General features: G+C 69.7%; 12 protein-coding genes. 4 read left to right on the top strand and 8 right to left on the bottom strand.

Annotated features, from left to right (window positions below):
• Nucleotides 1–56 precede the first annotated feature (56 nt).
• The 6 genes from NG1_RS25025 to ftsH all read right to left on the bottom strand — a co-directional run bounded on the left by NG1_RS25025 (nucleotide 57) and on the right by ftsH (nucleotide 5711).
• Nucleotides 57–527: a DUF3180 domain-containing protein gene (locus NG1_RS25025; RefSeq protein WP_040864667.1), complete on the bottom strand. Its 471-nt coding sequence runs from the start codon at nucleotides 525–527 to the stop codon at nucleotides 57–59.
• Between the two features lie 2 nt (nucleotides 528–529).
• Nucleotides 530–1066: a 2-amino-4-hydroxy-6-hydroxymethyldihydropteridine diphosphokinase gene (folK, locus tag NG1_RS25020; RefSeq protein ID WP_062974703.1), complete on the bottom strand. Its 537-nt coding sequence runs from the start codon at nucleotides 1064–1066 to the stop codon at nucleotides 530–532.
• Nucleotides 1067–1124: 58 nt separating this feature from the next.
• Nucleotides 1125–1562, bottom strand: coding sequence for a dihydroneopterin aldolase (gene folB, locus NG1_RS25015; protein WP_084499172.1), 438 nt, complete (start codon nucleotides 1560–1562; stop codon nucleotides 1125–1127).
• The gene (gene folP / locus NG1_RS25010; protein ID WP_062974754.1) at nucleotides 1559–2416 is read right to left on the bottom strand and encodes a dihydropteroate synthase; all 858 of its coding nucleotides are present in this window, start codon (nucleotides 2414–2416) and stop codon (nucleotides 1559–1561) included. The genes folB and folP overlap by 4 nt, the downstream gene beginning before the upstream one ends.
• 143 nt (nucleotides 2417–2559) lie before the next feature.
• Complete coding sequence (gene folE / locus NG1_RS25005; RefSeq protein ID WP_174315378.1) at nucleotides 2560–3171, bottom strand: GTP cyclohydrolase I FolE; 612 nt, start codon at nucleotides 3169–3171, stop codon at nucleotides 2560–2562.
• 149 nt (nucleotides 3172–3320) lie between these two features.
• The gene (ftsH, locus tag NG1_RS25000) at nucleotides 3321–5711 is read right to left on the bottom strand and encodes an ATP-dependent zinc metalloprotease FtsH (RefSeq protein ID WP_062974699.1); all 2391 of its coding nucleotides are present in this window, start codon (nucleotides 5709–5711) and stop codon (nucleotides 3321–3323) included.
• 358 nt (nucleotides 5712–6069) lie between these two features.
• Here ftsH and NG1_RS24995 point away from each other — a divergent pair, with 358 nt between their 5' ends.
• Nucleotides 6070–7014, top strand: coding sequence for a hypothetical protein (locus NG1_RS24995; RefSeq protein WP_062974697.1), 945 nt, complete (start codon nucleotides 6070–6072; stop codon nucleotides 7012–7014).
• On the opposite strand, the gene NG1_RS24990 is transcribed toward NG1_RS24995, so the two are convergent.
• Nucleotides 6994–7827 (bottom strand): DUF1266 domain-containing protein, encoded by an 834-nt coding sequence (locus NG1_RS24990; protein ID WP_062974753.1) that lies wholly within the window; start codon nucleotides 7825–7827, stop codon nucleotides 6994–6996. The genes NG1_RS24995 and NG1_RS24990 overlap by 21 nt on opposite strands.
• Nucleotides 7828–7986: 159 nt before the next feature.
• On the opposite strand from NG1_RS24990, the gene NG1_RS24985 reads away from it, so the two are divergent.
• A complete protein-coding gene (locus NG1_RS24985) occupies nucleotides 7987–8250 on the top strand; it encodes a DUF2277 domain-containing protein (RefSeq protein WP_062974695.1) in 264 nt (87 codons plus the stop codon).
• Between the two features lie 8 nt (nucleotides 8251–8258).
• Here the strand turns inward: NG1_RS24985 and NG1_RS24980 are convergent, their stop codons facing one another.
• On the bottom strand, nucleotides 8259–9572 hold the full coding sequence (locus tag NG1_RS24980; RefSeq protein WP_062974693.1) for a PucR family transcriptional regulator: 1314 nt from the start codon (nucleotides 9570–9572) through the stop codon (nucleotides 8259–8261).
• A 203-nt stretch (nucleotides 9573–9775) separates the two neighbouring features.
• Here NG1_RS24980 and NG1_RS24975 point away from each other — a divergent pair, with 203 nt between their 5' ends.
• Complete coding sequence (locus NG1_RS24975; RefSeq protein ID WP_062974691.1) at nucleotides 9776–11377, top strand: aldehyde dehydrogenase family protein; 1602 nt, start codon at nucleotides 9776–9778, stop codon at nucleotides 11375–11377.
• Complete coding sequence (locus NG1_RS24970; protein ID WP_062974689.1) at nucleotides 11374–12207, top strand: SDR family oxidoreductase; 834 nt, start codon at nucleotides 11374–11376, stop codon at nucleotides 12205–12207. Before NG1_RS24975 ends, NG1_RS24970 begins: the two co-directional genes overlap by 4 nt.
• Nucleotides 12208–12397 lie beyond the last annotated feature (190 nt).

Genomic DNA, 12397 nt, shown 5'->3' with positions numbered 1-12397 from the left:
GCCAATAGGTCGTGCAGAGCCCAGATTCCGTTTTGTGATTCGAGCCGGGACACTAGCTACGTAGTTGCCGCATCGTCGGTGGGATCCTCCGGCGCCCGGCAGCAGTACTCCAGCCACAGGGCCGCAGCAACCAAAGCGACGCCCGCCAGCATCCCGACGATCGCACCGGGGCTGTCGGCGGCGGCCGCGCGCAGCGTGCCACGCTGCGGGAGGACCCAGCACAGGAAACCGAGCCAGATGCCCGCGGCGATCGAACCCACCTGCGCCGACGCCTTGGCCAACGCGACGGCGCGGGCAGCGGTGATCGGATGCAACTGGTGGCGGCCGTCCCCGATCTCGTGGTCGTTGACCCGCGCCCGGATGACGAAAGCGAGCACCGCTTCGATCGCGGCCACCGGGTACAGCGAGGCGCCCGCGAAGATCGAGATCGGCGGGAAGTTGTCGTAGGCCACACGGGTGGCGATCCACGCGACGAGCGCGGCGATCAGCACGTTCGCCACGATGTCGAGGATGCGGGTCGGCTTCAGTTTCACGACGCCTCGCCCGTCAGCGAGAACTCGGTGCGGCGCACCCCGGCGCGTTCGGCCGGATCGAGCCGCGCCAGCAGATCCGCCACCGGATGCGGCGCGCCGTCGACCTCCAGCACCGCGTCCGGCGCCACGTCCAGCCACGGCACCAGCACGAAAGCGCGCCGGTACGCCTGCGGGTGCGGCAGCAACAGATCCGGGTCGGCGCTGCGGCACGCGACCGGCTGCCCGTCGCGCAGTTCGGCGCACCACACCACATCCACGTCGAGTGTGCGTGCGCCCCAGCGCACCTCGCGCATTCGCCCCGCTGCCTGCTCCAGCTCCTGGCCGCGACGCAACCAATCCGCGCAGCTGAAGGCCGGATCCTCCACCAGCACAGCGGCATTGAGGTAGTCCGCCTGCGGGACACCACCCCAGGGCGCCGTGGAGTACACGGCAGAGGCGGCCAGCACACGATGGCCGAACCCGTCGAGGACACTGCGCAGATACGCGAGCCGGTCGCCCAGATTCGAACCGATGGACAGCACGGCACGGGTCATCGGCGTGCCTCCCCGGCACCCGGCACGATGAAAGTGGCCGTGCCGCAAGGTAGCTCGCTCATCCGGCGGGCTCCCCCCGGTGCCGGGAGGTGACCACCCGCACATCGGCGAAGGTGTGCGGGATCGGCGCGGACGGTTTGTGCAGCACCACCTCGACCGACCTGATCCGCGGATCGGTCATCACGTCGTCGGCGATCTCCGACACCACCGTTTCGATGAGATCGCGCGGCTCACCCTGGACGATGCGCACCGCACGCTCGGCCAGCGCGCCGTAGTCCACGGTGGCGGCCAGATCGTCGGACGCGGCGGCCACCGCGAAATCCACCCACACCGTCAGATCGACCAGGAATTCCTGACCGTCGCGGCGCTCGTGCTCGAACACGCCGTGATGCCCGTAGGCGCGCAGGCCGCGCAATTCGATGCGGTCGGCGCCGCGCCGGATCACCGGATCACGTGGCGGTGCCTCGTGTTCGGCGTGGACGGGGGACCGGCTCATCGTCGAGCTCCTTGCGCACTGGGTCGGGCGGTGTCGTACTGTGCGGCGCGCTGCCGTGCGGCATTCTGCCACGCATCGGTGACCGTGATGGCGTCCAGCGAGGCGCGCACGTCGTGCACCCGCACGCCCCACGCGCCGTGCAGCGCGGCCAGCGCCGAGATGGTCGCGGTGGCGGTCTCCCGGCCGTCCGGCGGGCGCGGACCCGCCTCGTCGGCGAGCAGCGAACCGAGAAAACGTTTGCGCGACGCGCCGATCAGGACCGGCAGCCCATGCGCGACCAATTCGGGCAGCGCGCCGAGCAGCGCCCAGTTGTGCTCGGCGTTCTTCGCGAAGCCCAGACCGGGGTCGAGGATCAGCCGGGATGGGTCGACGCCCGCGGCCACGGCCAGGTCCACCTGCGCGGTGAGTTCGGCGAGCACCTCCGCGACCACATCGTCGTAGTGGTCCGCCGGTCCGGTGTGCCGGTAGTCGGCGCCCGCCCGCCAGTGCATGAGAATCCACGGGACCCGCGCGGACGCGACCACCCGCACCATTTCGGCGTCGGCGCGGCCACCGGAGACGTCGTTCACCACCGACACCCCGGCCTCGAGCGCCGCGGCGGCAACGGCGGCGCGCATGGTGTCCACGCTGGTCGGTACGCCCGCCGCGACCAGGCCGCGGATGACCGGGGCCACCCGCGCGGCCTCGGTCGCCGCGTCGATGCGGACCGCGCCCGGCCGGGTCGACTCGCCGCCGACGTCGATGATGTCCGCGCCCGCGGCGTGCAGCCGCACACCGTGGGCGATGGCCAATTCGGGATCCAGGTATCGGCCGCCGTCGGAGAACGAATCGCTGGTGACATTCACCACGCCCATCACGACGCAGGAGCGTCCGGCGCGGGCGAACCCGCGCACCGGCGCGGTCGATCCCGCTTCCGACCGCGCCGTGGCGGTGTCCTGCCTGGTCGCACCAGTCGCCGCGCGCTGCGCGCCGCTCGGTTCGGACACCGCGGGACCGCTCACTTCCGGAGAATCAGATCGAGCGCCTCGGCGCGCGAGGCGGCATTGGACTGCAGCAGTCCGCGCACGGCGGAGGTGGTCGTACTCGCGCCCGGCTTGCGGATGCCGCGCATCGCCATGCACAGGTGCTCGGCCTCGATCACCACGATCGCACCGCGCGGGTCCAGCTTGCGCATCACCGCGTCGGCGATCTGGCTGGTCAGCCGCTCCTGCACTTGCGGGCGCTTGGCGTACAGGTCGACCAGCCGGGCGAGTTTGGACAAGCCGGTCACCCGGCCGTGCGGGCCGGGGATGTAGCCGACGTGGGCGACGCCGTGGAAGGACACGAGGTGGTGCTCGCAGGTCGAGTACATCGGAATGTCCCTGACCAGCACGAGTTCCTGATGCCCCTCGTCGAACGTGGTGTTGAGCACCGAATCCGGTTCCACGTAGAGCCCGGCGAAGGTCTCCCGGTAGGCGCGCGCGACCCGGGCGGGCGTCTCGAGCAGGCCGGGCCGATCCGGGTCCTCGCCGACGGCGATCAGCAATTCCCGCACCGCCGCTTCGGCCCGCGCCTGATCGAATGATCTGCCCGTTTCCAATGCGACGGGGCCGGGCTCCGTCACGCCGATGTCGACACCGTTGTGTTCAGCACTGTCCGGTTCGGCGAGGATGTAACCACCGCCATGCTCGTTCGCCGACAATCGAGGACACCTCCAAACTCCCGGGGCGCCGGCAATTTCTCGGCACCCCCACGATGGACGAGCCTAATCGTCACCGCTCAGTGACGACCGTTCGGTCCATCCCAATCGCCGTTGTCGCCCTCACCGTTCGGATTGGTCCGGCGCGGCTCGTCGTAGCCGCCGCGATCGCCGTACCCGTCCCGGTCGTAGCCACCCTCGGGCGCGCCCTGCGGACCCCACTGCTGGTAGCCGTGCCGCGGTTGCTGTGGCTCGCCCCAGCCCGGCTGACCCGGCTGCGGCTCGTCCCGCGGCGGCCAGCCGGGAGCCGACCATCCCGCCGGAGCGCCGTAGTCCGGCCGCGAACCGTGCGTCCCCTGGCGCGGATACGCCGGAGCGGGCGCCTGGGGCAGCGGGTAACCACCCGACGCGGGCGGGCGGCCGTATTGCGGCGGAGCGCCGTAACCGCTCTCGTGCGGCGGGTACCCGTTGGCGGGCTGCGGCTCGCGCTGCGCGGACGCGGCCACCGGCTCGGCGACCGGCTCCGGCGGCCAGGACTCGCCACGCTCGGCGGCCAGCTCGCCAGGGGTCTTCACCGGCGGCTTGTCCGAAGGGACGCGGTCGCCGAAATCGTTGAACGCGGTGATGCGCGGGCGCTTCTGCACCGAGGTGAGGATCTGCTCGAGATCCTTGCGGTGCAGGGTCTCCCGTTCCAGCAGCGCGGTGGCCAGGTCGTCGAGCACGTCGCGGTACTCGTTCAGGATCGCCCACGCCTCGGTGTGCGCGGCCTCGATCAGGTTGCGCACCTCCTCGTCGATCGCGCCCGCCACCTCGTGCGAGTAGTCCGAACCCATGCCCATCGAGCGGCCGAGGAACGGATCGCCCTGCTCCTGGCCGTAACGGACGGCGCCGAGCCGGGCACTCATGCCGTACTCGGTGACCATCGCGCGGGCGATCTTGGTGGCCTGGTCGATATCGGAGGACGCGCCGGTGGTCGGCTCGTGGAACACCAGTTCCTCGGCCGCGCGGCCGCCCATCGCCATCACCAGGCGGGCGATCATCTCCGAGCGGGTCATCAGGCCCTTGTCGTCCTCGGGCACCGTCATGGCGTGGCCGCCGGTGCGTCCGCGGGCCAGGATGGTGACCTTGTAGACCGGCTCGATGTCCGGCATCGCCCAGGCGGCCAGGGTGTGGCCGCCCTCGTGGTAGGCGGTGATCTTCTTCTCGTGCTCGCTGATGATCCGGCTCTTGCGCCGCGGACCGCCGATCACGCGATCGACCGACTCCTCCAGCGATTCGCCGGTGATCATCGCGCCGTTCTCGCGGGCGGTGAGCAGGGCGGCCTCGTTGATCACATTGGCCAGGTCGGCGCCGGACATGCCGACGGTGCGCTTGGCCAAGCCGTCCAGGTCGGCGTCCGGCGAGATCGGCTTGCCCTGCGAGTGCACCCGCAGGATCGCGCGGCGACCGGCGAGGTCGGGGTTGCCCACCGGGATCTGCCGGTCGAACCGGCCGGGACGCAGCAGCGCCGGGTCGAGGATGTCGGGCCGGTTGGTCGCCGCGATCAGGATGATGCCGGTGCGGTCGCCGAAGCCGTCCATCTCGACCAGCAGCTGGTTGAGGGTCTGCTCGCGTTCGTCGTGCCCGCCGCCGAGGCCCGCGCCGCGCTGGCGGCCGACCGCGTCGATCTCGTCGACGAAGATGATGCAGGGGCTGTTCTGCTTGGCCTGCTCGAACAGGTCGCGCACCCGGGAGGCGCCGACGCCGACGAACATCTCCACGAAGTCCGAACCGGAAATGGTGAAGAACGGCACACCGGCCTCGCCCGCGACGGCGCGGGCCAGCAGGGTCTTACCGGTGCCGGGCGGGCCGTAGAGCAGGACGCCCTTGGGGATCTTGGCGCCGAGGGCCTGGTAGCGGACCGGATTCTGCAGGAAGTCCTTGATCTCGTAGAGTTCCTCGACCGCCTCGTCGGCTCCGGCCACGTCGGCGAACGTGGTCTTGGGCATGTCCTTGGACAGCTGTTTGGCCTTCGACTTGCCGAAGCCCATCATGCCGCCGCGCCCGCCGCCCTGCATGCGGGCCATCACGAAGATGAACAGGCCGAGCAGGATGACCATCGGCAGCACGAACAGCAGGATCTGGGTGAACCAGCTCTCCTGCTTGACCACCGTGTTGTACGGGGCGCCGGAGTTCTTCACGGCAGAGAAGACCTGGGCGGAGGTCTCGCTGCCGCCCGGATACTTCGCGATGATCTTGTTCTGCCCGCCGGTGGCGTCGTTGCCGTCCTTCAGCTCGATGCGCAGCTGCTGCTCGCGATCATCGATCTGAATGTTCTGGACGTTGCTCTTGTTCTCGAGCTGGCTGAGGGCAACCGAGGTATCGACGCTCTTCCAGCCCCGCGTGTCGTTGCCGAAATAGCTGAACGCATAGATCACGAGCAGAATGCCCGAGACTATGGCCAGGGTGCGAAACACTGTCTTGCGGTTCATAGAGCGTCGGCCGGGGCGGCCAGTCCTTTCCGGTGTCTCCGGTTCTTGCCTAGCGATGCATCTGGCGCGTCCGGTTCCGCGGGGTTCGGATGCGGACAAGCCACGTTACCGCGTACGGTCTACTCGATACATCGCACAGTTCGGCTGCAGGTGCAGTTAACGAGGTAAACGGCCGGGGAACGACGGTGGTTCCCGATGTCCCCGGTCCGGCTTCCTCCAAGTGGCAACAATCATGGCATGTTCGGCCTATCGTGAGCGACGACACAACATCGCGGCGCGAGCGACGGGCACGTAGGCGGTAGCTCGCAAACCACGAAGGCCCCGGGAGCGCCGCAGACCAGACACGAGCGCAGGGGGTATGGACATAGTCGAGTTACGGACACCCACAGCGATACTGCGTCACGGCGGCGGCAGGCTGATCGTCCTGCGACCCGGGTCCGACGGCGAGCGCGTGCTCGATGTCCCGGTCTCCGACCTGCTGAAGGTCCGGCTGAACCGGCGCGCGGACGACGCGGTCGTCATCGAGATCTATCTGCGTTACCCGACGCCCGTGCTCACCGGCGTGCCCGCGGACCGCACCCCGCTGCCGGTCCTGATCGCCGAACACGACGTTCCGGCGGCCACCGAGATCGTCGACCGGCTCAACAGGCAGATCATGGCCACCCAGCGCATCGACGTCGCGGCGCCGGATCTGTGCCCGCCCGCGCCCACCTGGGGCCGCGGCGGTCCCATCCGCGCCGACGTGGAGCGGGCGACGCGCAGGATGTCCCCCCGCCGCGACGCGAAGCAGGCGATAGCGGCTCTGCATCGTTACGTGACGCCGGACGAGTACGTCCTGGAGACCGCGATCGCGGTGGCGCACCCGCCCGCGGGCAGCGGTTCCGGCCTGCTCGCCGCGACCACGGCGCGGCTGCTGTTCATCGCCATCGGCGACGGCCGCTACGCGCACGAACTCCCGATTCCGGTGATCGTGTGGGCCCGGGTCACCGACACCCCGGCCGCGGGCCGCGGCGAGATCGGTCCCGGACGCGGCGCGACCGGCATCGAGGTGCACGACGGCAGCCGGACGCTACATTTCTCGGGCGCCGACCGCGCCGACACCGATCGGGTCACCTGCGCGGTGAACTTCGCGGTGCGCCGGGAGTCCGCCGACGGCGCCGCGGGCTCCGCCGATCCCGGTGTGGCCCAGTTGTACTCGGAGTGGGAACTGCTGGTCGAGCGGCACTCCCTCGGCATGGTCGACGACGCCCAGTTCCAGCGCTACGGCCGCGGGATCCTGCGCTCACTCCCCGACGGGAACTGAGTTCAGCGCGATCCGCCGCCACGGGCTGGTCGGGCGCAGCCACAGCCGCAGCAACTCCTTGCGGCGGTCGACGCCGCCGTTCTTCAGCTCCGCCAGGTCCTCACAGGCCTGCCAATAGGTCCAGCCGGTGAGATAGGCGTCGCCGAACTGGCGCCAGTTGCGGTACTTGCTCTGCGCCAGCGGCAGTGCGCGCGCCAGATAACTCCAAGCCACGTCGGCATCGAGGTACCCGGCCGTGTAGGCCATCCTGGCCACCGCGACCACCCGGGCCAGATCCCAGGCGTGGATGTCGCTGGGCAGCGGCCGCGTCAGATGGTCGGTGAATCCGATCTTGATCGCCTGCGACCAGATGTCGTAGTCGCGGACCAGCGCCTCCGGATTGTCCATCCCCCGGAACGCGCCGACCTGCCGCAGGAACGCCCGGTGCCGGTCGGCGCGCTCACCGAACCGATCGCGCTCGCTGGCGTTGATCGAGGCCGTCACCAACGGGTGCACCAGCGCGTAGAGCGGGGCGTGCATGCCGTCGAGCAACTGCTCCATCGACGCCTGCGCCTCGGTGCCGTCGGTGATGCCCCACGCACCGGTGAGCGTATCGATGGCCAGCTCGCGCCGATCGCCGAGCGGATGCGCCCGTTCCGGGCCGAGCAGCAGCGCGTCGTGGAACGCGTCCCAGCGCGCCGAGTAGAAGGCGCCGAGGGCCAACGCCCGCAATTCGTCGTCGGTTACCGCGGCGCCGGACCAATGATCTTCCTCCCGCTCGTCCAGCTCCGCGTACGGAAAGGTCGTCAAGGTGGGTACACCGCGCGAAGACATGCCCCGATTGTTCCCCATCCCGCGCGGCCGACGCGCGGTATTCGCGGATGGCGCCGATGTCGCCGCCGCGGACCCTGGGGCGTCCCGCGGGCGAAACGATTTCGGCCTCGGTGACTTCTTGCCCTGACGCATGTCGTGATCTGGGGCTAGTGTGCTCGCATGTGTAGAAACATCACCGTCCTGCGTGGTTTGGAACCTGCCGCAACCGAGCAGGAAATCTATGCCGCCGCACTGCAGTACGTGCGCAAGGTCGGTGGCGTGTCCGGCCTGAGCTCGACCACCAAAGCGGCCGTCGACAAGGCCGTCGCGGCCATCGCAGAGGCGACAACCACCTTGCTCACCGAGTTACCCGACCGGAGGGTGGCGCCGACCACCGAGCCACCGCTGCGCCGCATCGCCGCCCGCGAAGCCGTGGGCGACTAGCCGGCGGTTCAGGGCAGGGCGTCCGTGCCGTAGACGGCGACGCACACCAGCGCGATCTCCAGCGGCAGGCCACGCTCCTCGATCGGATATCCCAGTAGTTGTTCGATCCGCTGCACGCGGTAGCGGACCGTGTTCTTGTGCACACCGAGTACTTTCGCGGTGGCCTCCGGGCTGCGTTGGCTGCGCAGATAGGCGTGCAGCGTCTCGCGCAGCCGCGCGGCGTGCGCGTCCCGCCCGGCCAGTGCGCCGAGTTCCCGCTCGACCAGCCCGCGCATGGCCGCTTCGTCCGCGCCGGCGAGATAGGCGATCTCCACCGTTCGATAGCCCGTGACCCGAGGGCCGCCCGCGGGCGCGCGCTCGGCGACCTGCCGCGCGGCGACCGCCTCACGATGACTGCGGCGGAAGCCCGCGATCCCCCCGGCCGGAACGCCGAACGCCACCCGCACCGGCGCCTCGACCTGCACCGCGGCCAGCCGCTCCACTTCGCCCGGCGCCGCGAGCTCGGCGCCGTGTTCTCCGTCGTCCGTACCCGCCCACGCCCACATCGCGCTGGCGCCGGACGCAACGGTGAGCACCCGCGCGCTGCCCAGTGCCGCGGCAAGCCGCGCCGCGACCCGATCCAGCAGCCCGGTCGCCTCCGCGTCCGCACCGGTGGGCTCGCCGGTCGGCTCGTCGGTCCACAGCACGAAGGCCAGGTGCCGCTGCGACAGGCGGTATCCCAGCCGCACCGACGCCTGCTCGACGTCCACGTCGTCGCCGTCCAGCAGGGCGCGCACCGTCTCGGCGCGCCGGTTGAGCGCGGCGCGCAAGACCTGCTCGCGCTCCTCCATGTAGGTGTCGGTGAGCAACTCGACCGAGGTGCTGATCCACTTCGTGGCCCGCTCGAACAGCCGCAGCAGCACCACGCGCTCGAGTTCCGGCGTGGCCTGCCGCTGCTCGACGACCTCGGTCATGTAGTCCAGCACCGCTTCCATGCCCACGTGATAGACCCGCAGCAGCAGCCGCAGTTCGAAGCCGCGCCGGGCCACGCTGCGCGCGAACGCGTGCGCCTCCTCCGGCAGCGAGAACTCGAAGGCGTCGCTGGCCAGGCGGCTGAGCACGATCCTGGCGTGCGCCCGGGTGCTGGCCGCGAGGTCGCGGCGCATATCGCGATCGGCGAGTTCGGGGATGCGCGCGATGATCACGTCGTCGAGCCGGGTGACGATCCGCTCCAGTACTTCCGCGCGTGTCGTCTCGTAGACGTATTCGGCCAGCCATTCGCGCACTTCGTCGGGAGCCGGGCTCGGCCGGACCGCGCCGCCCCGCGGCGGACCACCGGTCATCGCGCTCTCCTTCGACTCGGCGGATACTTCAGACTCGGCGGATACTTCGTCATTCTTTGTACCAAGAAAACAAATTTGCCCATTTTCCTTGACAATTCGGGCCAAGAAACTTGGTTCGGATTGTGTCACGATCATAGTTCAGTGGCCTGCCTCACAGCAGTCAGCAGACCGCGGTTCAACACAACGTCAGTGGGAGAACAGCAGTGACCAACACCGAACCAGCGCCCGCGACCGAGGCGCAGGCACGCGAAACGACCGCGAAGAAGGACGGTCCCGCCGTCATCGAGGTGCGCAATCCCGGCACGGGCGAGGTCGTCGGCACGGTGCCGGACGAGACCGCGGACGCGGTCGCGGCCAAGGTCCGTGAACTGCGGCTGTATCAGCCCGAATGGGAGGCGATCGGCCCCGAAGGACGCAAGGTCTGGCTGCTGAAGTTCCAGGACTGGTTGATCGACAACACCGACCGGCTGGCCACCGTATTGCAGTCGGAGACCGCGAAGCCCCGGGTGGACGCCCTGATCGACCCCGGTTTCGCGACCGATCTGATCGGCTACTACGCCCGCCGCGCGGCGAAGTTCCTGGCCGACGATCACCCGTCGCCGCACAGCCCGCTGGCCCGCGTCAAGCGGCTGACCACGGTCTACCGGCCCTATCCGGTGGTCGGCGTCATCACACCGTGGAATTTCCCGTTGGCCATGCCGGTGATGGACGTCTTCCCCGCTCTCTCCGCCGGGGCGGCCGTCATCCTCAAGCCCTCCGAGGTGACCCCGCTCTCGGCGCTCGAACTGGCCAAGGGCTGGGCCGAGATCGGCGCGCCGCCGGTCTTCGCGGTGGTCACCGGCGCGGGCGCGACCGGAGCGGCCGTGGTCGGCAACGCCGACTACATCCAGTTCACCGGCTCCACCGCGACCGGCCGCAAGATCGCCGCCGCCTGCGTGGAACGGATGGTGCCGTACAGCCTGGAACTGGGCGGCAAGGACCCCGCCATCGTCTTGGCCGACGCCGACCTCGAGCGCGCCGCGCACGGCATCGCCTTCGGCGGCATGTTCAACTCCGGCCAGGTCTGCATCTCGGTGGAGCGGGTGTACGTCGAGGCGCCGGTGTACGACGAGTTCGTCGCCAAGCTCACCGCCAACGTCAAGGCGCTGCGCCAGGGCTTGGACGGACGTGATTCCAAATACGACGTGGGAGCGCTGGCCAACGAGAACCAGGTGGCGATCGTGCAACGCCACGTCGAGGAGGCCGTCGCGGCGGGCGCCAAGGTCCTCACCGGCGGCAAGCGGGCCGGATTCGGCACCGCCTTCGAGCCGACCGTGCTGGTGGACGTCGATCACTCCATGTCCTGCGTCACCGAGGAGACCTTCGGCCCGACGCTGCCGGTGATGAAGGTGGCCGATGAGTCCGAGGCGGTACGGCTGGCCAACGACTCCGTCTACGGCCTCTCGGCGTCGGTGTGGACCGGCGACAAGGAGCGGGGCGAGCGGATCGCCCGGCAACTCAACGCCGGTGCGGTCAACATCAACGACGTCTTCGCCAACCTGTTCAGCTATGCCCTGCCGATGGGCGGCTGGGGCCTGTCCGGTGTCGGCGCCCGCTGGGGCGGCGCGAACGGCGTGCGCAAGTACTGCCGTCAGCAGGCGATCACCACGCCGATCCTGCCGACCCAGCAGAAGGAACTGTTCTGGTACCCGTACTCGATGCCGAAGCTGCTGTTCGCACTCGGCGCGATGCGTGCGGCGGGGGCGCGCGGCCTACGCCGCCTCGACCTTCCGGCCCTGCTGAAGCTGAAGGGAGACGACAAGTGACCGAAGCGAAGCAGATCCGCGGCAAGGTCGTCGTCATCACCGGTGGCGCGCGCGGCATCGGGCTCGCCACCGCGACCGCGCTGCAAGCCCTCGGCGCCCGGATCGCGATCGGCGACATCGACGAGACCACGGTCAAGGAGTCGGGCACGGCACGCGGCTTCGAGCTCTACGGCAGGCTCGACGTGACCGATCAGGATTCGTTCGACGGGTTCCTGGACGAGGTGGAGCGCACCCTCGGCCCGATCGACGTGCTGATCAACAACGCGGGCATCATGCCGACCGGCAAGCTGGTGGACGAGCCGGATCCGCTGACAAAGCGCATCCTGGACATCAACGTCTATGGCGTGATCCTGGGCTCCAAACTGGCGCTGCGCCGGATGCTGCCGCGCGGCAGCGGGCACATCATCAACATCGCCTCGCTGGCCGGTGAGGCCCACATCCCGGGTCTGGCCACCTACAACGCCAGCAAGCACGCGGTACTGGGTTTCACCGACACGCTGCGGGAGGAGTACCGCGGCACCGGGGTGCGCTTCTCCTCGGTGCTGCCCACGCTGACCAACACCGAATTGGGCTCCGGCGTCACCGCGCCCAAGCTGATGCGCGCCGCCGAACCGGAGGAGATCGCCGACGCCGTCGCGAAGCTGATCGTCGCACCGAAGTCGAAGGTCAGGGTGACCGCGGTGGCCGGGTTCATCTCCCAGTTCGTCGGGCTGCTGCCGGAAGCGGTCGGGGACGGCATCGGCCGGGCGCTCGGGTCCGGCCGCGCCTTCCTCGCCGACGTCGACGCGGACAAGCGCAAGGCCTACGAGGAGCGCGCCCGCGGGGTGTGAACACAGCGCGGAGCCGAGGCGTCGCGGCCGGGATTCGTCTCGGTCGCGGCGCCTCGCTTTGTACCGCGAGCAACACTTCGAGCGCCGTTCGCCCCAGTCATGTGAGGAAAATCACGCGAGGTCTCGATTACATCGACCGGACGGCCAGCGGCAAATCCTCAGCCGGTGATCGGCGCCCGCAGTGATGGCC

Source organism: Nocardia gamkensis NBRC 108242, from assembly GCF_001612985.1.
Lineage (GTDB): Bacteria > Actinomycetota > Actinomycetes > Mycobacteriales > Mycobacteriaceae > Nocardia > Nocardia gamkensis.
Note: the sequence above shows the minus strand (reverse complement) of the source record. Positions and strands in the feature narration are given on the sequence as shown.